Genomic DNA, 19,403 nt, shown 5'->3' with positions numbered 1-19,403 from the left:
GCCAAGCTTGCGCGGGCGCGACGGGCCGGGCGCGGTGCCGCATCGCGCCGCCGGATGATCCATCCCATCTGCGAGGCGATGTCTGCCCACCCTGATGCCTTCGAGACCACCGCCGCCCGCCTGCGTGCCTGCCGGATCTGCCGCGACGCGCCCCGCCACGGCGCGCCCCTGCCGCACGAGCCACGGCCCGTGGTCCAGGGCTCGGCCACCGCGCGGCTGCTGATCGCGAGTCAGGCGCCGGGCAACCGGGCGCATCGCAGCGGCATTCCGTTCAGCGACCCGTCGGGCCGGCGCCTGCGGGCGTGGCTCGGGCTCGACGAGGCGGCGTTCTACGATTCCAGGCGGGTGGCGATCCTGCCGATGGGTGCCTGCTTCCCCGGCCTCGACGCCAAGGGCGGCGACCGGCCGCCGCGGCGGGAATGCGCGCCGGCCTGGCGGGCCGACCTCCTCGCCGGGCTGCCGCAGCTCGATCTGATCCTGGTGATCGGCCAGTATGCGCAAGCCTGGCATCTCGGACCGCGGACGGGCGGCCTCACCGAGACGGTCGCGGGCTGGCGCGAGATCCTGGCGGCCTCGGCGCGACCGCGGGTGCTGCCCCTGCCCCACCCCTCCTGGCGCAACAACGGCTGGCTCCGCACCAACCCGTGGTTCGAGGCGGAGCTCCTGCCGGTGCTGCGCGCCGAGGTGGCGGCGGCGATGGCGGGGGAAGGCGGCGGGTAAGCCGCCGCCCCGCGCTCCGCTCAGAAGAAGAACGTCGTCGTCATGTAGCCGTAGATCGTGTCGCCGGTGTTCGGCGCATTGGGCGCATTGCGCAGGACGTCGCCCTTGAGGAGGTAGGCGACGCCGCTGTCGAGCACGATCGAGCGCGGCACCAGCCAGTAGCGCACCCGCCCCTCGATCTGGTGGCCGGCGAAGGTGCCGGAGCGGCCCGTCCGGTCGCGCACGCCGGTGGCGGCGAAGCTGTCGGTCGGGTTTTCGAGCCAGAGGGTGCGGTAGTCGATGAAGGCGTCCCAGTCGGGGTCCGGTGCGATCTCGAACCGGACGCCGGGCGAGATCAGGTTCGCCCGCTGCACGGCGCCGTACAGGCTCGTCGGGCCGTAATCGAAGCGCCGCGCGCCGTAGAGCGTGTCGAAGCGGGTGTAGCTGTTCGGGTTGGCGCTGTCGCCGCTGGCATGGTCGTAGTGGAGCGAGATCCGGGGCGTCCACGCGGTGTCGAAGGTGTAGCCGGCTTCGGCGTGCACGAAGTAGGCCGAGACGGGTACGTCGGTCACGTCGGTGACGGCGGCGGTGTTGCGCGCGACGCCGACCTGACCGATCACTTCGAGTTCGTGATCGAACTGCCCGGCCTTAGGCACGCGGTAGAGCCGGAAGCCCGGCGTGAACAGGCGCCGGTCCCGGGTCTGGATGCCTTCGAGCTGCGAGCCGGAATCCCGTTCGAGCAGCCCGAAGCCGTAGGCCTCCATGATGCCGCCGAACACGCCCGCCTTGGTGAAGATGCCGCCGAAGAGCTGGGTGTCGAAGCCCTCGTGATCCCACACGATGCTGTTGCTGAGGATGCCCGCGCGATCATCCGGCAGGCGGTAATGCGGCAGGGTGTAGAACAGGCGCAGCCGGTCCTTGGCCGCATTCTCCCAATCGTAGGCGATGCCGGTGAAGGCGTTGATGGTGTTGCGGAACTGGTTGCGGGCAACGAGACGGCGCGAGCCGACGTTCTGGGTGAAGCGCCCGACGGTGAGCGTGCTCACCGTGCCGTCGCCCACGGCATCCGCCATGTCGAAGCCGAGATAGGCCTGCCCGAGTTCGAGCGCGTTGACCTCCGTGGTGCCGATGGAGCTGGAGCCGCGGCGCTGGAAGTAGGCCCGGCTGTCGAAAATCTCGCCGCCGAACCGCACTGGGCCGGTGTCGTACTCGGCAAACAGCGTGGTCTGCATCGAGAGAAGATCGTTGGTGGCCGGCGCGGGGGCGGGGCGGAACTGGCCGCCGAGCCCTTCGACTCGCGGCCGGAAGGTGCCGTAGATTTTCCAGTTCTCGGGTTTGCCGAGCGCCTCGTAGAGAGCGAAGTACGGCTTCTGCTGCAGGGCTTGGCCGGGCGCGACCTGCGCCGAGGCCGCCGCCGGAACGAGGGCGGCAAGAATGACCGCAAGGGGAGGCGCAAGACCCGCCGGCCGCGTCACGCGCCGGGATAGCGACATGCGCCCCGGCCGGACCGCGCGCCCACGTCTTGCGAAGACACCGGATCTGCAAGCCCGCCTCAGGCTGGCCTCGAACACACTGAACACAGGAACCTCTCGACACCGAATTTCAGGATTATGTTCGCAAGAGCTTGGCGTTAAAACAGAAAAGTGTACCAATTTTCCGGTGTTCGAGAGGAATCCTTCGCGCGTGAAGGCGGCATGGACGGGAACAATCTCTCACCCTCGCTGCACGAGAGGGAGTAGCATTTAATCCACAACATCGGAGGAATTTGACGATGGAAGCATCGCGCGGCGATTGCCTCGATGCGAGAGGCCTGCGGCTTCCACCCGCCCCTGGATGCCGCACCCGTCCAGCCGCCCTGGACGCGGCCGTGGTTCGAGGCGGAGCTTGCTTTTATCGGAGCCGAAGTTGCGGTGGCGATGGCGCGCGAGGGCCGTCGCCGTCTCACCCGTTCACGGCTGCACGGCCTGCGATGAACAGCTCGGCATGCTCGGTCACGAAGTCGCGACTCGCGCGCGGATACGTGGTCGACCCGAAATCGTAGGACCGGGCCACGTCATCGTTGAGGTCCGAGTAGCGGAAGATCTGGACGATGCGGCTATGGGTCGGCGTCGTGTTGGGAATCGAACTGTGCGACAGGAGGCTGTCGAAGATCCCGAAATCCCCCTGGTTCCAAGAATAGTCATACACCTCGTAGTCGGCGAGCTTGGACTCCCAATCGTGCACCTCGAACGATCCGTTCTCGTTCTTATGGCAGGGAAGAATTCCGAGTTCGTGCGACTTCTCCCAGATACGCAGGCCGCCGACTCCATCATGGTACTTCGAGATACCAAAATACATCGTGATCTGCCGCGGTGACTGCATCAGGTACTGATAATCCTGATGAGGCGGCAGATTGTATCGGTGAAAAATCTCGCCGGGTGGAAAGAAATGCAGCGTATCCCCGGCCTGAGGCGTTGCCAGCAAGGCCTCCGGACCCCAGACGCGCTTGAGGAACGTCTCTACGTAATCGGCGTATTTCACCTTGTTGAAACTGAAGAATTTGTTGTGCTGCGTACCCAACCCGGTGATGACCTTCCCGAGCATCGGCTGCAGGGACGCCAGCAGGGTCAGCTTCTCGCCGATCTCGAGATCCCGAGACTGACGATCGAGCTTGCGCGCGATGAGTTCGTCGAACAGGCCTTCGATTTCCGAGATGTATTTCCTGTAATTCGTGTCCGAATTCAACAATCCGGGGAAAATGACGACGCCGAACGTGTTGTAAGCGTCCGTGATCGGTCCGAGATTGGCGAGGAATTTCTCGATATCGTAATTGGGGAAGATGTACGGTCTCATCGTCACAGCTCGCAGAAGGCACAATAGGTCTGCAGGGGGTGGCGCTGCAGCCGCAGGTTCCGGATGCCCAAGACGTCCTGGACGGCCTGGGTCTCGCCTGGGAAGAACGGGCAATTGAATTCATCGAAGACCAGGATGGCACCCCTGGGCATCCGGTCGAGAATCCGCTCCAGCGTGATCTTCGTGGGCGCGTAGAGATCCATGTCGAAGATCGCGAGCGCGATCGCGGCATGCGGATTCTCCTCCAACCAGACCGGCACCGTCTCCACCACATCGCCCTGGACGAGGCTGTGCTTCCGGACCTCGGGGAAGGGCGCAATCGACTCGTGATAGGCCAGGATCTCGGCGAGGCTGCTCGCGAAGTCCGCCCGCGAGGCATAGTCGCCCGCGCGCGCCTCGCCGTCCCGCGCATCCGCGCCTGCGAATCCCTCGAACGTGTCGAAGCCCACGATGTGGCGGGAATGATTGTAGGGTTCGAGGAGGCTGCGCAGGTTGAGCAGCGTGGACAGGCCTGCCCCCCAATGGACGCCGAACTCGCAGATGACGCCCGGCACGGACAGGCATTTCTGGTAGAGATCGTGATAATAGAGGACGCGGGCGATCGTGTTGCGCTTCATCACCGACAGGGTGTGGATCGACCAGTTCGGCCCGCTGTCATCGAGGACGCCCAGGGCAATGTCCTTGAACCGCCGGTCCCGCTCGCGTTGAGCATCGGTGCGGTATCCGGTGAACTCGCCCGTTCTGCTCTTTTCCATCAATGACCGATCTCGCGCGGCGGCCCTCGATGCTCGCGAGATCGTCGGGCGATCAGGACGACACGGGACAAGCATGCCACGGGCTCGGCATGGCCGCAACGCACGATGCCGCCGCGAAGGCGGGAGCCCAGCCTGCGATCCGGCAGCTCCGGCGTTGACAGGCGACCCTCCTTGGGAGGATCGCTGCCGGCGCTTCAATCCACGAACGAGAGCCCGATGCCGGAGAGTGCCGACCCTCGCGACCGCTTGATCGTCGCCCTCGACCTGCCCGACGTGGCGGCGGCGGAGCGGCTCGTCGCGCGCATCGGCGACGCGGCGACCTTCTACAAGATCGGCTACCGGCTGGCCTATGCGGGCGGGCTCGATTTCGCCGCGCGGCTGGCGAAGAGCGGCAAGAAGACCTTCCTCGATCTCAAGCTCCACGACATCGGCAACACCGTCGAGGAGGGGGTGCGCTCGGCCTCCGCCCTGGGCGCGACCTTCCTCACCGTGCACGCCTATCCGCAGACCATGCGCGCGGCCGTGCGCGGACGGGGCCTGGGCCTGAAAATCCTCGCCGTCACCGTGCTGACCTCCTACGATGACGCCGACGCGGCGGAAGCCTGCTACACGCTCCCCGTCGCCGACCTCGTGGCGCGCCGTGCGGAGCAGGCGGCGCAGATCGGCATCGACGGGATCGTCTGCTCGGCAGTGGAAGCCGCGGCGGTGCGCGGAAAAATCGGCCCGTCGGGGCTGATCGTGACGCCCGGCATCCGCCCGGCCGGCGCGGAGGCGGGTGACCAGAAGCGGGTGATGACGCCGGGGCAGGCGCGGGCTGCGGGCATCGACCATGTCGTGGTCGGACGCCCGATCACCGGAGCCGACGACCCCCGCGCGGTCGCGCAGAGAATCGTTGCTGAGATGGAGGACGCTTAGACATGGCCAAGGGCTTCTGGATCGTGCGGGTCGATGTGAGCGACGCGGAGGCCTACAAGGCCTATGCGACCGCCAACGGCGCCGCCTTCGCCCGGTTCGGCGGGCGCTTCCTCGTGCGCGGCGGCACCTTCGAAGTGGTGGCGGGGCAGGCGCGGGCGCGCAACGTCATCGTCGAGTTCCCGAGCTACGACGATGCCCTCGCCTGCTGGAACTCCGACCTCTACCAATCCGCCCGTGCCCTGCAGAAGGGGGGTGCCGAGGCCGACATCCTGGTGATCGAAGGGTATGACGGCCCGCAGCCCGTCGTCTCTGAGCCGTCGCCGACGCCGGGCACCGCTTCGGAGTGAATCCTCGCGTCGGGCGGCTTCAGCCGCCCGGCCGCAGGGCGCCGAGCAGGAAGGCGATCATCACCGGCAGCGGCGGTTCGATCGTGTTGGGCTGGCGGCCCACCAGCATCGGGTGGCAGTAGCGGGTGATCCCGGCCTGGAGGCAGGCTGCCGCGCTCCTCGGATCGGCGACGGTGAAGGCGCCTTCGCGCGCTCCGTCAGCCACCACCCGCGCCAGCACCGCGCCGATGCGATCCACATGCGCTTGGCAGACGCCCCAGCTCTCGCTCATCGCGGCCTCGACCATTTCGTGGAGGCGCGGATGCGCCTCGAAGCGGCGGCGGCAATCGTCGTGGAGCGCGGTCACGATCCGGGTCAGCCGCTCGGGCGCGTCGAGCTTCGGCGCGTCGGCGATCACTGCGATCATTGCCTCGATCTCGCCCGTCAGTTGCTCGACCACCGCCTCGTTGATCGCCTTCTTCGATTCGAAGAAGCGGTAGACGTTGGCTGGACTCATCTTGAGGGTGCGGGCGATGTCGGCGACCGTGGTTTTCTGATAGCCGATGTCTTGGAACGAGCGGGCCGCCGCCTCCACGATCCGGTCACGCGTCGTCGGCGGGGCTTCGCCGGACGACGGAAGAATCTGGGCCGTGGCGGCGGGCATCGTCGTCAGTACCTGAGCTTCGACTCCGGCTGCTTCGAAAGCTTGCGAGTCCGGTCATCCGGTCCTCAAAGCGGAACTGTGCGAGCCGTTCCACACACAAGCTCTTAGTCGGTGAAAGAACGCTGAAAACAAGGACAGGCCGCGCGCGAGATGCCCACCCGCGCCGATTCTGACGCAAGTCCGGATGCCCGGCCGAACGCTTTCAGACCCTGGAATGAGCCGTCAGGAGCCGAATTGCGAGCCGAGCTGTTCGAGATACTCCGCAAGGTCGAGGCCGCCGACGCGCCGGCCGTACTCGAAGCGCATCCCGCGCCGGATATCGACCTGGGTCGATCGGGTGTTGAGGGTGAAGGGTTTCACACAGATCCAGGCGCCGTCGGTGCGGTGCTCGAAGAAACCGAGGATGTCGTGGGGGGCGGCCATGGTTCGTCTCGCAGGTGGATGCGGAGAACCAACGGGATGCGGACAAAAGAGTTCAATCGTTCCGGTGTCGTTTCTCTCGCACAAGCTTGTCCGGCCGATGGGTTGAGCTTCGAATGGCCAAGCTTGTACTGAAATTCACCGAAAATCCTCGCCGGTGTGGGTTCCGGTGATTGCGCCGGCCCTCAGCGCCGGCCCGTCGAGCCGAAGCCGCCCTGTCCCCTGGCCCCTTGCTCGCTGCTCCCCTGCTTGTTCGCCTCCGGCGCGTCGTCGCAGATCTCGAAATCCGGCCGCAGGACGCGGGTGAAGACGAGCTGCGCGATGCGATCCCCCGGCTCGATCCGGATCGCCGCGCCGCTGCCCGGCGGGTTGCGGTTCCAGGCTGAGATCAGGAGCGGCCCCTCGTAATCGGCATCAATCACGCCGGTGCCGTTGCCGAGCACCAAGCCCTCACGGTGCCCGAGGCCGGAGCGGGCGAACACCAAGCCGCACCAGTCGGATTCGCCGATCCGCAGCGAGAAGCCGGCCGGGATCAGCGCCGGCGGCGCCTGCGGCTCCAGCACCAGGGGAGCATCAAGGCAGGCATGCAGATCGAGCCCTGCGGCGGCCGCACTTCCCCAGAGGGGGAAGCCCCACCCGGTGAGCCGCGGATCGAGAATGTGAAGGCCGACCTTCGAAGGGGATTGTGACAAAGGGTTCTTCTCGACGGCCGCGCAGGACTGCGGAAAGACCTTTCTCCGAAGCGGTGGCGTGGGGCAATCGGGGTGAGGCGATGACGCGCTGGGTGGCGGGGCTGGATGGGTGCCGGGGGGCCTGGGCGGGCGTCCTGCTCGACCTCGACGATCCGGCGCGCTGGCGCTGCGCCCGCTTCCCGCGGGTGATCGACCTGCTCGACGGGCCGGAGGCGCCGGTCTGCGTCGGCATCGACGTGCCGATCGGCCTGCCCGATCGGGTGAGCGGCGGAGGACGCTCCGCCGACCGGGCGGCGCGGGCCTTTCTCGGGGCGGGGCGTTCCAGCGTCTTTCCGGTGCCGGCCCGCGCGGCGGTCTATGCCGGGAGCTACGACGAGGCCAAGGCCCTGTCGCGGGTGCATTCGGAGCCGCCCTTCGCCCCCTCGATCCAGTGCTGGAACATCCTGCGCTATGTGCGGGAGGCCGACGAACTCCTGCGCGCGCGGCCCGATCTCGTAACGCGCCTGCACGAGGTGCATCCGGAGGTCGCCTTCTTCCGCCTCAACGGCGAGCGGCGTCTCGGGGCCGGCAAGAAGGGCCCGGCCCGTGCCGAGGGTCTTGCCGCGCGCCGGGCCCTCCTGACCGCCGCCGGGCTGTCCGAGGCGATGGTCGGTTCCCCGTCGCCCCCAGGGGTCGGCGCCGACGACCATCTCGACGCCATGGCCGCCGTCGTCGTCGCCCGCGACATCGCCGAAGACCGCGCCGAACCGCTTCCCAACGCGATCGAGCGCGACAGCTATGGCCTGCCGATCGTGATCTGGGCGCCCGCGCCCCTGCCCATGAGGAATTGAGCCCCGTGACCGACCACCCCGACGCGGATCCGCCGGGGCGCGACATCGCCCGCGCCCTGGTCTTCGATCCTTCGAACCGCCTCCTCCTGATCGAGTACGAGGCGGTACGCCCGATCGATCCGGCCAACCCCGAGGACCGCGGCTTCTGGTTCATGCCCGGCGGCGGGCTGGAGCCGGGCGAGAGCCACGAGGAGGCGTGCCGACGCGAACTCTCGGAGGAGATCGGCGTCGCGGACGTGGACCTCGGACCCTGCGTCGCCGTCTGCGACGGGCCGTTCCACCTGTTCCGCAACGCCCGCTTTGCCCGCGAGCGTTACTTCGTGGTCCGGCTCGCGAGCGATGCCGTCGATACGAGCCAGCTCGCCGAGACCGAGGACAATCCCGTGCGCGGCACCCGCTGGTGGGTGCTGGAGGAACTCGCGGCCTCGGCCGAGCGCGTCGAACCCGCGGGATTGGCCGCGCTGGCGCAACAAATCGCCGCCGGCGACGTTCCGGACCAGCCCGTCCGCCTCAACTGGCGGGACGCCTGAGCCGCCGCCCACGGCATGCCGGTCGCACCCTGCGCCGAGCGTGCCGACGCGCGGGGGCCGCGCGCACCCGTCCGGCGACGGCACGGATCGGCTCCCATCCAATTTTCCCGGCTTTTACGCGCGCCATGTGCGCAAGCGCAGCCGCCGGAGGGGATGGATTCGGCGGGTCAGATCGTTTGGTAAGCGCGTCACCACAACAGCAACGATGAAAGGACAACCGCCCATGTTTCCTCAGGTTCTGACCGACGGTTACCGCAGCTTCCTCGGCGAGCGGCTGCCGAACGAGCGGCGCAAGTACGAGACGCTCGGCAAGGAAGGCCAGGAGCCCGAGGTGCTGCTGATCGGCTGCTGCGACAGCCGCGTCGCCCCGGAGGTGATCTTCGATACCGGTCCCGGCCAGATCTTCACGATCCGCAACGTGGCCAACATCGTGCCGCCCGCCGAGCGGGACGGCGGCTACCACGGCACCTCCTCGGCGATCGAGTTCGCGGTGCAGGCGCTGAAGGTGAAGCACATCGTCGTGCTCGGCCATGCGACCTGCGGCGGCATCAAGGCGGCCGGCCTTGGCGCCGATCCGCTCTCCTCGGGTAACTTCATCGGCCGCTGGGTCTCGCTGGTTCAGCCGGCGACGAAGACGCTTGCCGACGCTGGCGACAGCAAGGACAAGGAGGGCTACCTCACCCGCCTCGAATACACGATGATCGGGCAGAGCCTCGAAAACCTGATGACCTTCGACTTTATCCGCGAGGCGGTCGAGGCGGGCAAGCTGCAGCTGCACGGCGCGCATTTCGGCATCGAGACGGGTGAGCTGCGCATCCGCGACCCGAAGACCGGCGAATTCGAATCCGTGGTCTCCCGCGACGGCCAGACGCTCGCGGCCTCCGCCCTGATCGGCTGCACCGCGGCTTAAACAGCCCGTCTTTCCGAAGTCTTGGATCCAGCAAACACACGGCGCCTCCGATCACTGATCGGGGGCGCCGTTTTCATGTCGGATCGTTACCGAACCCGGTCGATCCGCTTCGAGACGGGTTCCGGTTGATCGCTCCGGTTTCACTTTCGTCCGTCGTTGCGTGGCGGAGCCGAAGCGATCCAGGGCGCGATCGCCCCGGATCGTACGGGGCTCGGATTGCCGCGGCTTCGCTTCGCAATGGCGAAGACGCCACCGAAGTCTCGGGTGGAAAACCGTATCGGTTGGCCGGCGCGGCGCTTGAGCAGAGATACCCATCGCGGCCCAATTCCGCGATCTCGAAGGGTTCAGCCTGGATTTGGCATGCGTGCGGATCCGGACTTCAGCGGTCCCGCCGTGCCGGCACGATGGGGCGTCTTCTCGGGCGCCCGCGCGATGCGCTGTCTCGTGCGATCGAGCGGGCCCCGTATCGCCCGCTGCCCGCGACCGGCCCACAACGAAAAGAAGCGGCGGACCCGAAGGTCCGCCGCTTCTCGCGATTCGCATCAGGCTGGGGTGCGATGGGCCGCCTTAGCGAGCGCCGGGAAGACGCTGAGCGTGGGCGTAGTGCTGCTGGAACACCGGCAGGGCCTGCTGGGCGTAGTTGCGCAGGGCCGGGTTCGGGCCGGACTGGGCGTAGGACTGCGCCATGCTGATCGACATCTGGTGCGTCATCACCTGCTGCTGGCCGTAGAGCCGGTCGAAGCGGGCGCCGGGCGGGGTGGCGTTCAGCTCGGCCAGAATCTGCTGCTGCTGCGGGTTCGGCTGAACCACGGTGGTGCCCGCGGTAGTGTCGACGTCGAAGGCCCGTGCGCCGGCGGCGGCACCACGGCTCAGGCCGGTACCCGCGCCCTCGATCGCGCCGACCGGGCCGCCCTGCAGGGTGCCGCCGACCACGCCGGTCGCCACGCCCGTGGCCGCGCCGACCGCACCGCCGGCGATGGCGAGCGGAGCCTCGACCAAGCCGCCAACGAGACCGCCGGGGCCGGCCTGACGGGCGGCCATGTAGTTGCGCTCGCCGCCGGCCAGGGCGACGTTGGCGGCCTGATGGTCACGCAGCGCTTCGCGGGCATAGGCCCGCACCGACGGGTTACGGCTCTTCTGAAGCGCGATCTGGGCGGACTGGATCTCGAAAGCATTTGCCTGCATGGCGTCGAGGCGGAAATCGCCCCCGACCTGGGCGAAGGCGGGGGTCGCCATGGCGACGACGAGAGCGGACGCAGCAGCGTATTTCTTCAGCATACTAAACCTCAAATATCGGATTTTCGACATACGAACTGGCCTCAGAAACCGGTTGGACCGATCAAGGCCGTGAAGATCACTTCGACGCGACAACGACGACCTTCCACGCTGGTTCCCGAAATTTGAATAAGCTTTTTCATCCCGATCCCATCCGGGGAAAACTGGTCCTCGTGCAGGGGCTGCGTGCCCTGGCGGCGCTGATGGTGGTCGTTCACCACGCGCAGAACGAGGCTGCGGCCCTGGCCGGGCGCATGGGAATTGACTTCGTCCCGCGCCACGGACTGCCCTGGCCAGCGGGCGTCGACATCTTCTTCGTTATCTCCGGCTTCATCATCGTCCATGCGGCGGCACCGCTCTACGGACGCCCCGGAGCGCGGAGCCGCTTTGCCGCCCACCGCATCGCCCGCCTCGTCCCGCTCTACTGGGGGGTGACCGGGCTCTACCTCGCTCTGGGTCTCGCGGCGCCGACCCTGCTCAGCGGCGAGGGCGGTCCCCCGGACCTCGCCCGCACCCTCGCCTCGTTCCTGTTCTGGCCGATGGCCCGGTCCGACGGGGCGGTGCTGCCGCTCTACGGCCTGGGCTGGACCCTGAACTACGAAATGGCCTTCTACGCCCTCTTCGCCCTCGGCCTCGGCTTCTCGCGGCGCGGGGCGGTGGCGTGGCTCGTCGGCGCCCTGGTGCTTCTCGTTCTCGTCGGGCGGGTGGTGCCCGCGCCGCCGGTCCCCCTCGCCTTCTGGTCCGATCCGATCGTGCTCGAATTCGCCCTCGGTGCCGGGCTCGCGCTCCTGCGGGCCGAGGGGGTGCGCCTGGGTTCAGGGGTTCGGATCGCGCTCGCCGCGGCGGGGCTGTTCGGGCTTGCCGCGGCGCCGGTCGAGCCGGTGCTGCGCTTGCTCGCCTGGGGCCTGCCCGCCGCTTTCCTCGTGGCGGCGGCGGTCCTCGGCCGGGACCGGCCCGAGGCCGTGCGTGGCGGGATCGCCGACTGGTTTCTCGTCGCGGCCGAACGGTTGGGGGACGCCTCCTACGCCCTCTACCTGATCCACCCGTTCGTTCTGCGGGCGGCCCGCGAGGGGCTGCTGCGCACCGGCCTCGCACCCTTGCTTGCCCCCTTGCTCGGACCCTGGCCGAGCCTCGTCGTGATGGTCGCGCTGACCCTGCCGGCCGCGCTCCTCGTCCACCGGCTGGTGGAGCGGCCCCTGACCCGCCTGGTCCGCCGCGGGCTCGACCCCGCACCTTCCGCCGAAGCTTCGAAAAGCGCCGCGACGCCCGAGCGATGAGGCGGGGACGACGGCGGGGATGACGGTGTCATGGGCGGTTTTCCCAAACCCCGTTTCGCACTAGCCTCCGGCCGTCACGTCCCTCGTGTCCCCTCGTCCCTCGCACGCCTCGGAGGCCGGCCATGAAGACCCTGCTCGTTCCGGTCACCCTCCACGACGCCCTGCCCTCCGTCTTCGCCACGGCGGTGCTGGTGGCGCGCCGCTTCGGCAGCTTGATCGAGGGCGTGGCCCTGCGCCCGGCGCTCGCCGAATACGTGCCCGTGGACATGGTCGGCGGCATGACGTGGCTGCGCGACGAGGAGGCCGACCAAGCCGAGGCGCAGGATGCGGGCCAGCGCTTCGTGGCGGCGATGGAGGCGGCCGGCCTGCCACGGCGCGAGCCCGGCGCCTCCTGCGCCCCGGATGCGGCGGCCAATGCCGGACCGCGCTACCGCTGGCAGCCCGACGTGCCGCCGGGCGACGCCTTCCTCGGCCAGTACGCGCGGCTGTTCTCGGCGACCGTCGTCGGGCGCCCCGGTGCCGATGACGGGTCGCCGCGCATGACCACCTTCGAGACCGCCCTGTTCGAGAGCGGGCGCCCGATCCTGCTGGCACCGCCGGTCGCGCCGGCCTGCCTGGGTGAGGCGGTCCTGATCGCCTGGAACGGCTCGACCGAGACGGCGAGGGCCGTCGCCTTCGCCATGCCCTTCCTGCGCCGCGCCCGGCGGGTGCTCGTGCTCAGCGCCGAGGGGGGCATGGTGCCGGGCCCGAGCGCGGAGGACGTGGCGCGCTCGCTCGCCTGCGAAGGCATCGAGGCCGCCCACAAGGCGCTGCCCGCCGGCCGCCGCACCCCCGGCGAACTCTACCTCGACACCGCCGAATCGTTCGGCTGCGACCTTCTGATCAAGGGCGCCTACACCCAGAGCCGCCTGCGCCAGATGATCTTCGGCGGCCCGACCAGCCACATCCTGTCGCACGCGACCGTGCCGGTGCTGATGGCGCATTGAGCCGCGCGGCCCGCGGCGCCGACCCGGCACGGCGGAATTTCCCGTTGTCGGCGAAGGCGTTCGCTCAAGCATGTCCCGGCGGATGACGATCCTGCGGCGCGTCGAGGACGGCCGCGACGAAGGCTCGCGCCGCATTCAATCGTGCCCGTTAGGAGTTGCCAGGGTCCGGATCGGCCGCTAAACTGCTGAAAAGCTTGAAGTTTTCAATCATTCTAATCTGCGTCTGCCTCAAATCGGCCGGTTTCCGGTGGCCTTGAGCGGCGCGAATGATCGGAGGCTTCGGGCTGCGCGGCTCTCGCGGGCCGGGCTCCCCGACAGGCACGACAGGTTGCGATCCCGCATGATTGTCTGCTCTTGCAACGTCCTCTCCGACGGACAGGTGCGCGCGTGCCTGCAGCCGGGTCCGGGCTGTCCCCGTACCCCGGCCCAGGTCTATGGCTGTCTCGGCTGCAGTCCGAAATGCGGACGCTGCGCCCGCACCATCCGTTCGATCCTGCGCAACGCCATCGACGAGGCGCAGGCGCACAGCGCCGCGCATGGCGGTGCACATGCCTGCTCGACGGCCTGCGAAGCGTCTTGCAGTTTGGGATCATTCCAAACTACAAGGGAGCCCGAGGGCGTCGCAGCCTGAGACGATCATTCGTCCCGACGCCTCACGAGGAGAGAGGTGTATGAAGGGCGACGCTAAGGTCATCGAGTATCTCAACCGCGGCCTGCGCAGCGAGCTCACGGCGGTCAGCCAGTACTGGCTGCACTTCCGCCTGCTGAACGATTGGGGCTACGTCGATCTCGCCAAGTTCTGGCGCAAGGAATCCATCGAGGAGATGAACCACGCGGATCGGTTCATCGACCGGATCCTGTTCCTCGACGGCTTTCCGAACCTGCAGGAGCTCGACCCGCTGCGGATCGGCCAGAACGTTCAGGAGATCATCGAGTGCGACCTCGCCGCCGAGAACGAGGCGCGTTCGCTCTATCTCGAAGCCGCCAAGTACTGCGACTCGATCAATGACCGTGTCTCCAAGCGGCTGTTCGAGGATCTGGCCGAGGACGAGGAAGGCCATATCGACTTCCTCGAGACCCAGCTCGACCTGATCGGCCAGATCGGCCTGCCGCTCTACGCCCAGCGCCATGTCGGCGGCCTGGAGCAGATCGCGCCCGAGAAGGAGTGATCCTCTTTCCCCTCCCCCCTCGCGGGGAGGGGAGAGTTCCCCTTTACGCCGGCGGACGGCCCACCAGCACCGGCTGTCCGTTCGCCCGCTCGGGGAACAACGCCTTCAGATCCCGCAGCTTCGGCGCGTCGTTGACGGCGATGTAGCTATTGGTCGGATGAAGCGTCATGTAGTCCTGGTGGTAGCCTTCTGCCGGGTAGAAGGCGCCGGACTCGATTCTCGTGGCGATGGGTTTCGAGAACACCTTCGCCCCGTCGAGCTGGGCGATGTAGGCCCCTGCGACCTTGGCCTGCTCCGCATCCGCGGGGAACAGCGCCGAGCGGTATTGCGGGCCGTTGTCGGGGCCCTGCCGGTTCACCTCGGTCGGGTCCAGCGCCACCGAGAAGAAGATCTGCAAGAGCTCGTCGTAGCGGACCACCGCCGGATCGTAGGTGACCTGCACCGCCTCCGCATGCCCGGTGCGGCCGGTGCCGACCTCGTCGTAGCGGGCGCTTGCGCGGGTGCCGCCGGCATAGCCCGAGACCGCGTTCTTCACGCCCTTCACGTGCTGGAACACGCCCTGCACGCCCCAGAAGCAGCCGCCCGCGAAGGTCGCCGTGCGCAGGCCCGAGCCGTCCTTCGCCGTCTTCTCGACCGTCTCCCGGGCCGTCATCGCCGCCTCGGGCAGGCGCTGCCCGCCCTCCTCCGCCGCAGCCGGCGCCAGGGGCAGGGCCGCACCGGCGAGCAGGGTGAGACCGGCCAAGCCGCCGATGAGGGCGGATGAGCGGGGACGGAAGCGTTCGCGCGTCATGGTGCTGATCCTTCTCGATCCGTGTGCTCGATCCATGTGTCAGGCCGGGCCGTCGGCAGCGGGTTCGAAGCGCAGGGACACGCCGTTCATGCAGTAGCGCAGGCCGGTCGGCTTCGGGCCGTCCTCGAACACGTGGCCGAGATGGCCGCCGCAGCGGCGGCAATGCACCTCCGTGCGGCGCATGCCGTAGGCGCCGTCGACCTGCGTGCCGACCGCGCCGGGCAGGGTTTCGAAGAAGCTCGGCCAACCGGTGCCGCTCTCGAACTTGGTCTTCGACGAGAACAGCGGCAGGTCGCAGCCGGCGCAGGCGAAGCGGCCCGGACGCTTCTCGCCGTTGAGCGGGCTCGTATAGGCCCGTTCGGTGCCGTGCTCGCGCAGCACCCGGTAGGCGGCGGGTGAGAGCAAAGCGCGCCACTCGGCCTCGGACTTCTCGACCTCGAAGGCCGCGGCGGAGGCGGGGCCGGCCATCACGGCCGGGAGGCGGGAGGCGGCGAGCAGGCCCAGCAGCGAGGCTCCGGCACGCAAGGTCTGGCGGCGGTTCATGCGCGAGGACTCCGATGGGCTGCGGTCCGCCGGCTCGCGAGGGAGACGGGCTCCCCCGGTTCCGGCGACGGGACAGGGATGATCAATCGCGCGCAATCGATAGCACGGAACCGGCAGCGGCGCCGCGAAGACGAACCGCCGCAGGCCGTCCCGGCCGCAGCCCTGCTGGCGTGGCCCGCACGTCTCCCCGCCCGGTTGCCCCGGATCTGCCCGGCGCGCCGCGTTGACGCTCGGGGATGCGCACATTACCTCGTGTGGTCAGCCGGCCAAGACAGGCTCCTGAGATACGCTCGCGGGTGCATCCTATCCGCCCTTGCGACCGGCGGGACAGTCGGTGCCGGGCCGCTCGGGACCGGTTCCAGGGCCGGCACCCGGGACAAGCCATGGATTCCACCCTCACCCCGAACGCCGAGCGCGCCGCCGAGACCCTTCAGCGGGAGGACGCGCGCCGGGAGGTCTACGAGGCCTCGCCGGCTTCCGACCCGCGCAGCCCGGTGATGCTGTTTTCCGCCGACGAGCCGCTCGCGATGGATTCCGGCGCGCGGCTCGGGCCGTTCCAGGTCGCCTACCAGACCGCCGGCACCCTCAACGCCGAGCGCTCGAACGCGGTGCTGATCTGCCACGCGCTCACCGGCGACCAGCATTTCGCCCACCGCCATCCCGTGACGGGCAAGCCCGGCTGGTGGGAGACGCTGGTGGGACCGGGCAAGCCGGTCGATACCAACCGTTACTTCGTCGTCTGCTCGAACGTCATCGGCTCGTGCATGGGCTCGACCGGGCCCGCCTCGCTCAACCCGGAGACGGGGCGCCCCTACGGACTCGACTTCCCGCTGGTGACGATCCGCGACATGGTCCGCGCCCAGGCGATGCTGCTCGACCGGCTCGGCATCCCGGACCTGTTCCTCTGCATCGGCGGCTCGATGGGCGGGATGCAGGTGCTGCAATGGGCCTCGCTTTTCCCCGAGCGGGTGTTTGCCGCCATGCCCATCGCCACCGGCGCGCGGCACTCGGCCCAGAACATCGCCTTCCACGAGGTCGGGCGCCAAGCGATCATGGCCGACCCGGCCTGGGAGGAGGGCCGCTATCTCGAGGCCGGCACGAGGCCGTCCAAGGGCCTCGGCGTCGCGCGGATGGGCGCGCACATCACCTACCTGTCCGAGCCGGCCCTGCACCGCAAGTTCGGCCGCCGCCTGCAGAACCGGGCGGCGCCGACCTTCTCCTTCAACGCCGACTTCCAGATCGAGAGCTACCTGCGCCACCAGGGTCTCAGCTTCGTCGAGCGGTTCGACGCCAACGCCTACCTCTATCTCACGCGGGCGATGGACTATTTCGACCTCGCCGAGGACCATGGCGGCGTGCTCGGCCATGCCTTCCGCGGCTCGAAGACCCGCTTCTGCGTGATGTCCTTCACCTCGGACTGGCTGTTCCCCACCGCCGATTCCCGCGCCATCGTCCACGCGCTGAATGCGGTGGCGGCACCCGTCGCCTTCGTCGAAGTCGAGAGCGACAAGGGCCATGACGCCTTCCTGCTCGACGAACCGGCGATGTTCTCCGCCGCCAGGGGCTTCATCGACGCCGCGGCCCGCGCCAGAGGTCTTTGAGAACGGGACTGTGAGACGATGAGCGAGAGCTTCACCGACGCCGCCTCGGGCGTTCCCTGGGAGGCCGCCGAGGCGCTGCCCCGCGGCGAGGGCACGGCGCGCGTCGATCATATCGTCGTGCTCGGCCTCGTGCCGCCGGGCGCGCGCGTCCTCGACATCGGCTGCGGCGACGGCTCGCTGCTGGCGCTCCTGCGCGACCGTCGCGGCGTCGATGGCCGCGGCATCGAGTTGTCGCGCGAAGGCGTCAACGCCTGCCTCGCCCGCGGCCTGCCGGTGATCCAGGGCGACGCCGACACCGATCTCGCCAACTACCCCGACGATGCCTTCGACGTCGTGGTCCTGTCCCAGACCATCCAGGCGACCCGCAACCCGCGCATCGTGCTGGAGCACCTGCTGCGGATCGGGCGGCAGGTCATCATCTCGTTCCCGAATTTCGGCCATTGGCGGGTGCGGGCCGAACTCGCCTTCCGCGGCCGGATGCCGGTCACCGAGATCATGCCGGAGACGTGGTACGAGACCCCCAACATCCACCACTGCACGATCCGCGATTTCGTCGGCCTGTGCCGGGATGTCGGCGCCCGCATCGAGAAGGCCACCGCCCTCGACGCGCGGGGACGGCCGATGCGCTTCTCGATGCCGTGGTGGTTCTGGAACCTGATCGGCGCGCAGGGCGTGTTCCTGCTGCGACGCGGTGGGGGGCGGGGGTGATACGGTTTCCGCTCGATCCGAGCGGGGAGCGTATCGGCAAGCCCGCGCGGCGCTTGAGCGAAGTCGAACCCGCCATCCCGAAGGGATCAATCGGATCTGGGACGAGGCCTCCGCCCCGGCGAGTGGTGATCCTCGGGCCGCCGGGCAGCGGGAAATCGACCCTGGCCCGCGATCTCGGCGCCCGGCACGGTCTGCCGGTGTTCCACCTCGACCGCGCCTATTGGCACCCCGGCTGGGTCGAGGCCGAGCCCGCGGCCTTCCGCGCCGAAGTCGAGCGGATCGCCGCCCTCCCCGCCTGGGTCGTCGACGGCAACTACATCGACACGATCGCGCCCCGGTTCGCCGCAGCCGACACGGTGATCTATCTCGACATGCCGGCGTGGCGCTGCACGGCGCGGATGCTGCGGCGGACCTTGTCGAGCTTCGGGCAGGTGCGGCCTGACGGGCCCGAGGGCTGTCCGGAGCAGCTCACGTTCGAGTTTCTCAGCTACACCGCGAACTGGAACCGCATTCGCCGGACGCGCAGCCTCGCGCTTGTCGAAAGCTTTTCCGGCCGCCGGGTCGTTCTGCGCGGGCCCTCCGCCGTCCGCCGTTTCGCGGCCGTCTGATGTTCACAGCGTCCCGGATGGATCCGGCGCGGGCGTCGAGCCGCCCATCGCCACGGCGACCGGGTGGCCGTGGCGGGCGAGGTCGTCCCGGCCCTCCGCCAGCAGCGCGTCGGAGGCCGTCTCGATGCGGGTCTGCAGCTCCTTGAGGAAGGCGGGACGCGGCAACCCCGGCGGGATGACCGGCAGGAACTCGATCACCGTCGTGCCCGGCATCCGGCGAAAGCCGCGGCGGCGCCAATAGAGGCCGGTGTTCAGCGCAACGGGCAGGCAGGGCACGTTCAGCGCCGCGTAGAGGTGGGAGGCGCCCTGCTTGTACGCGGGCGGGGCGCCGGCCGGGCGGCGGGTGCCCTCGGGGAAGATGATGAGCTGGCGCCCGTCGCGGATGGCCTGCGCCGCCGCCTTGTTCATCGCCGCCATCGCCCGCGTGCCCTTCGAGCGATCGATCGGCACCATGCCGCCCCGGGCGAAGTACCAGCCGACCACCGGAATCCACATCAGCTCGCGCTTGAGGACGTAGCCGAAATCCTCGAACGGAATCGTGAGTGCCAGCGTCTCCAGCGCGGATTGATGCTTGGCGGCCACCAGCAGCGGGCCCTTCGGGATGTTCTCCAGGCCGCGGAACTCCACGCGTGTCCCGCCGATCACGCGCAGCAGGAACACCACCGTGCGGCCCCAGAACTGCGCCACCCGGATCACGCCCTTGCGTGTGATGAACGCGGGCAGTCCCCCGATCGCGATCACGGCCGTCGCGACGTAGAAGGAGAGGTTGAAGGCAAGCGAGCGGAAGAGGAGCATCGGTGGTCCGCGTGAGGCTGGCGCTCCTTTACCGTGTGCGCCTGCGCTTGCCCACCGCGGAAACCCGCCGGGTCCGCC

The 19,403-nt window shown here is 68.8% G+C and carries 23 protein-coding genes; 13 read left to right on the top strand and 10 right to left on the bottom strand.

Annotation, left to right across the window (positions count from 1 at the left end; translation table 11 throughout):
- The first annotated feature begins 78 nt into the window (after positions 1 to 78).
- The gene (locus J2W78_RS21025; protein WP_253373539.1) at positions 79 to 720 is read left to right on the top strand and encodes a uracil-DNA glycosylase family protein; all 642 of its coding nucleotides are present in this window, start codon (positions 79 to 81) and stop codon (positions 718 to 720) included.
- A gap of 20 nt (positions 721 to 740) precedes the next feature.
- Here the strand turns inward: J2W78_RS21025 and J2W78_RS21020 are convergent, their stop codons facing one another.
- The 3 genes from J2W78_RS21020 to J2W78_RS21010 form a co-directional block, all read right to left on the bottom strand.
- Complete coding sequence (locus J2W78_RS21020) at positions 741 to 2,192, bottom strand: alginate export family protein (RefSeq protein ID WP_301288625.1); 1,452 nt, start codon at positions 2,190 to 2,192, stop codon at positions 741 to 743.
- A 448-nt stretch (positions 2,193 to 2,640) separates the two neighbouring features.
- Positions 2,641 to 3,531, bottom strand: a complete 891-nt coding sequence (locus J2W78_RS21015) for a phytanoyl-CoA dioxygenase family protein (RefSeq protein ID WP_253373537.1) — start codon at positions 3,529 to 3,531, stop codon at positions 2,641 to 2,643.
- 2 nt (positions 3,532 to 3,533) lie between these two features.
- A complete protein-coding gene (locus J2W78_RS21010; protein ID WP_253373536.1) occupies positions 3,534 to 4,286 on the bottom strand; it encodes a TylF/MycF family methyltransferase in 753 nt (250 codons plus the stop codon).
- A gap of 216 nt (positions 4,287 to 4,502) precedes the next feature.
- On the opposite strand from J2W78_RS21010, the gene pyrF reads away from it, so the two are divergent.
- Together pyrF and J2W78_RS21000 are read left to right on the top strand one after the other, a co-directional pair.
- Complete coding sequence (gene pyrF / locus J2W78_RS21005) at positions 4,503 to 5,201, top strand: orotidine-5'-phosphate decarboxylase (protein ID WP_253373535.1); 699 nt, start codon at positions 4,503 to 4,505, stop codon at positions 5,199 to 5,201.
- Between the two features lie 2 nt (positions 5,202 to 5,203).
- Positions 5,204 to 5,548 (top strand): DUF1330 domain-containing protein, encoded by a 345-nt coding sequence (locus J2W78_RS21000; RefSeq protein ID WP_253373534.1) that lies wholly within the window; start codon positions 5,204 to 5,206, stop codon positions 5,546 to 5,548.
- Between the two features lie 19 nt (positions 5,549 to 5,567).
- On the opposite strand, the gene J2W78_RS20995 is transcribed toward J2W78_RS21000, so the two are convergent.
- From J2W78_RS20995 to dut, 3 genes are all read right to left on the bottom strand, one after another.
- Complete coding sequence (locus J2W78_RS20995; RefSeq protein ID WP_253373533.1) at positions 5,568 to 6,191, bottom strand: TetR/AcrR family transcriptional regulator; 624 nt, start codon at positions 6,189 to 6,191, stop codon at positions 5,568 to 5,570.
- A gap of 222 nt (positions 6,192 to 6,413) precedes the next feature.
- Positions 6,414 to 6,614: a hypothetical protein gene (locus J2W78_RS20990; RefSeq protein WP_003605412.1), complete on the bottom strand. Its 201-nt coding sequence runs from the start codon at positions 6,612 to 6,614 to the stop codon at positions 6,414 to 6,416.
- 182 nt (positions 6,615 to 6,796) lie between these two features.
- Positions 6,797 to 7,303: a dUTP diphosphatase gene (gene dut / locus J2W78_RS20985; protein ID WP_253373532.1), complete on the bottom strand. Its 507-nt coding sequence runs from the start codon at positions 7,301 to 7,303 to the stop codon at positions 6,797 to 6,799.
- An 80-nt stretch (positions 7,304 to 7,383) separates the two neighbouring features.
- Between dut and J2W78_RS20980 the strand changes: the two genes are divergently transcribed.
- The 3 genes from J2W78_RS20980 (at position 7,384) to J2W78_RS20970 (ending at position 9,573) form a co-directional block, all read left to right on the top strand.
- Positions 7,384 to 8,133 carry a DUF429 domain-containing protein gene (locus J2W78_RS20980; RefSeq protein WP_253374105.1) on the top strand — a complete coding sequence of 250 codons (750 nt, stop codon included), beginning with the start codon at positions 7,384 to 7,386 and terminating at the stop codon, positions 8,131 to 8,133.
- A complete protein-coding gene (locus tag J2W78_RS20975; RefSeq protein ID WP_253373531.1) occupies positions 8,130 to 8,663 on the top strand; it encodes an NUDIX hydrolase in 534 nt (177 codons plus the stop codon). Before J2W78_RS20980 ends, J2W78_RS20975 begins: the two co-directional genes overlap by 4 nt.
- Positions 8,664 to 8,886: 223 nt before the next feature.
- Complete coding sequence (locus tag J2W78_RS20970; protein ID WP_253373530.1) at positions 8,887 to 9,573, top strand: carbonic anhydrase; 687 nt, start codon at positions 8,887 to 8,889, stop codon at positions 9,571 to 9,573.
- Positions 9,574 to 10,140: 567 nt separating this feature from the next.
- On the opposite strand, the gene J2W78_RS20965 is transcribed toward J2W78_RS20970, so the two are convergent.
- Positions 10,141 to 10,851, bottom strand: coding sequence for a DUF4142 domain-containing protein (locus J2W78_RS20965; RefSeq protein WP_253373529.1), 711 nt, complete (start codon positions 10,849 to 10,851; stop codon positions 10,141 to 10,143).
- 170 nt (positions 10,852 to 11,021) lie between these two features.
- On the opposite strand from J2W78_RS20965, the gene J2W78_RS20960 reads away from it, so the two are divergent.
- From J2W78_RS20960 to bfr, 4 genes are all read left to right on the top strand, one after another.
- A complete protein-coding gene (locus tag J2W78_RS20960) occupies positions 11,022 to 12,125 on the top strand; it encodes an acyltransferase family protein (protein WP_253373528.1) in 1,104 nt (367 codons plus the stop codon).
- Between the two features lie 122 nt (positions 12,126 to 12,247).
- Positions 12,248 to 13,111 (top strand): universal stress protein, encoded by an 864-nt coding sequence (locus J2W78_RS20955; protein WP_253373527.1) that lies wholly within the window; start codon positions 12,248 to 12,250, stop codon positions 13,109 to 13,111.
- A 340-nt stretch (positions 13,112 to 13,451) separates the two neighbouring features.
- Positions 13,452 to 13,742, top strand: a complete 291-nt coding sequence (locus J2W78_RS20950) for a (2Fe-2S)-binding protein (protein ID WP_253373526.1) — start codon at positions 13,452 to 13,454, stop codon at positions 13,740 to 13,742.
- Positions 13,743 to 13,782: 40 nt separating this feature from the next.
- Entirely contained in the window at positions 13,783 to 14,280 is a 498-nt protein-coding gene (gene bfr / locus J2W78_RS20945; protein ID WP_003604433.1) for a bacterioferritin, read from the top strand.
- A gap of 43 nt (positions 14,281 to 14,323) precedes the next feature.
- On the opposite strand, the gene msrA is transcribed toward bfr, so the two are convergent.
- Together msrA and msrB are read right to left on the bottom strand one after the other, a co-directional pair.
- A complete protein-coding gene (gene msrA / locus J2W78_RS20940; RefSeq protein ID WP_253373525.1) occupies positions 14,324 to 15,070 on the bottom strand; it encodes a peptide-methionine (S)-S-oxide reductase MsrA in 747 nt (248 codons plus the stop codon).
- A 39-nt stretch (positions 15,071 to 15,109) separates the two neighbouring features.
- Positions 15,110 to 15,613, bottom strand: a complete 504-nt coding sequence (gene msrB / locus J2W78_RS20935) for a peptide-methionine (R)-S-oxide reductase MsrB (protein WP_253373524.1) — start codon at positions 15,611 to 15,613, stop codon at positions 15,110 to 15,112.
- 383 nt (positions 15,614 to 15,996) lie between these two features.
- On the opposite strand from msrB, the gene metX reads away from it, so the two are divergent.
- The 3 genes from metX to J2W78_RS20920 all read left to right on the top strand — a co-directional run bounded on the left by metX (position 15,997) and on the right by J2W78_RS20920 (position 18,530).
- Positions 15,997 to 17,214, top strand: a complete 1,218-nt coding sequence (metX, locus tag J2W78_RS20930) for a homoserine O-acetyltransferase MetX (RefSeq protein ID WP_253373523.1) — start codon at positions 15,997 to 15,999, stop codon at positions 17,212 to 17,214.
- An 18-nt stretch (positions 17,215 to 17,232) separates the two neighbouring features.
- Entirely contained in the window at positions 17,233 to 17,922 is a 690-nt protein-coding gene (gene metW / locus J2W78_RS20925; protein WP_253373522.1) for a methionine biosynthesis protein MetW, read from the top strand.
- 125 nt (positions 17,923 to 18,047) lie between these two features.
- Positions 18,048 to 18,530 carry a hypothetical protein gene (locus J2W78_RS20920; RefSeq protein ID WP_253373521.1) on the top strand — a complete coding sequence of 161 codons (483 nt, stop codon included), beginning with the start codon at positions 18,048 to 18,050 and terminating at the stop codon, positions 18,528 to 18,530.
- A 3-nt stretch (positions 18,531 to 18,533) separates the two neighbouring features.
- Here the strand turns inward: J2W78_RS20920 and J2W78_RS20915 are convergent, their stop codons facing one another.
- Positions 18,534 to 19,325 carry a lysophospholipid acyltransferase family protein gene (locus tag J2W78_RS20915; RefSeq protein WP_253373520.1) on the bottom strand — a complete coding sequence of 264 codons (792 nt, stop codon included), beginning with the start codon at positions 19,323 to 19,325 and terminating at the stop codon, positions 18,534 to 18,536.
- Positions 19,326 to 19,403 lie beyond the last annotated feature (78 nt).

The sequence above is a fragment of the Methylorubrum extorquens genome (assembly GCF_024169925.1).
Taxonomy (GTDB): domain Bacteria; phylum Pseudomonadota; class Alphaproteobacteria; order Rhizobiales; family Beijerinckiaceae; genus Methylobacterium; species Methylobacterium extorquens_A.
The sequence above is the reverse complement of the archived record's forward strand: the minus strand, read 5'-3'. Positions and strand labels throughout refer to the sequence as shown.

What these genes read in the sequence shown, in the direction of transcription:
- metX (WP_253373523.1), top strand. Translation starts at nt 15,997, where the DNA reads ATGGATTCCACCCTCACCCCGAACGCCGAGCGCGCCGCCGAGACCCTT.
- J2W78_RS21000 (WP_253373534.1), top strand. Translation starts at nt 5,204, where the DNA reads ATGGCCAAGGGCTTCTGGATCGTGCGGGTCGATGTGAGCGACGCGGAG.
- msrB (WP_253373524.1), bottom strand. Translation starts at nt 15,613, where the DNA reads ATGAACCGCCGCCAGACCTTGCGTGCCGGAGCCTCGCTGCTGGGCCTG.
- J2W78_RS20955 (WP_253373527.1), top strand. Translation starts at nt 12,248, where the DNA reads ATGAAGACCCTGCTCGTTCCGGTCACCCTCCACGACGCCCTGCCCTCC.
- J2W78_RS20995 (WP_253373533.1), bottom strand. Translation starts at nt 6,191, where the DNA reads ATGCCCGCCGCCACGGCCCAGATTCTTCCGTCGTCCGGCGAAGCCCCG.
- msrA (WP_253373525.1), bottom strand. Translation starts at nt 15,070, where the DNA reads ATGACGCGCGAACGCTTCCGTCCCCGCTCATCCGCCCTCATCGGCGGC.
- pyrF (WP_253373535.1), top strand. Translation starts at nt 4,503, where the DNA reads ATGCCGGAGAGTGCCGACCCTCGCGACCGCTTGATCGTCGCCCTCGAC.
- J2W78_RS21020 (WP_301288625.1), bottom strand. Translation starts at nt 2,192, where the DNA reads ATGTCGCTATCCCGGCGCGTGACGCGGCCGGCGGGTCTTGCGCCTCCC.
- J2W78_RS20915 (WP_253373520.1), bottom strand. Translation starts at nt 19,325, where the DNA reads ATGCTCCTCTTCCGCTCGCTTGCCTTCAACCTCTCCTTCTACGTCGCG.
- J2W78_RS20970 (WP_253373530.1), top strand. Translation starts at nt 8,887, where the DNA reads ATGTTTCCTCAGGTTCTGACCGACGGTTACCGCAGCTTCCTCGGCGAG.
- J2W78_RS20990 (WP_003605412.1), bottom strand. Translation starts at nt 6,614, where the DNA reads ATGGCCGCCCCCCACGACATCCTCGGTTTCTTCGAGCACCGCACCGAC.
- J2W78_RS21015 (WP_253373537.1), bottom strand. Translation starts at nt 3,531, where the DNA reads ATGAGACCGTACATCTTCCCCAATTACGATATCGAGAAATTCCTCGCC.
- J2W78_RS20980 (WP_253374105.1), top strand. Translation starts at nt 7,384, where the DNA reads ATGACGCGCTGGGTGGCGGGGCTGGATGGGTGCCGGGGGGCCTGGGCG.
- metW (WP_253373522.1), top strand. Translation starts at nt 17,233, where the DNA reads ATGAGCGAGAGCTTCACCGACGCCGCCTCGGGCGTTCCCTGGGAGGCC.
- J2W78_RS21010 (WP_253373536.1), bottom strand. Translation starts at nt 4,286, where the DNA reads ATGGAAAAGAGCAGAACGGGCGAGTTCACCGGATACCGCACCGATGCT.
- J2W78_RS20950 (WP_253373526.1), top strand. Translation starts at nt 13,452, where the DNA reads ATGATTGTCTGCTCTTGCAACGTCCTCTCCGACGGACAGGTGCGCGCG.
- J2W78_RS21025 (WP_253373539.1), top strand. Translation starts at nt 79, where the DNA reads ATGTCTGCCCACCCTGATGCCTTCGAGACCACCGCCGCCCGCCTGCGT.
- J2W78_RS20965 (WP_253373529.1), bottom strand. Translation starts at nt 10,851, where the DNA reads ATGCTGAAGAAATACGCTGCTGCGTCCGCTCTCGTCGTCGCCATGGCG.
- bfr (WP_003604433.1), top strand. Translation starts at nt 13,783, where the DNA reads ATGAAGGGCGACGCTAAGGTCATCGAGTATCTCAACCGCGGCCTGCGC.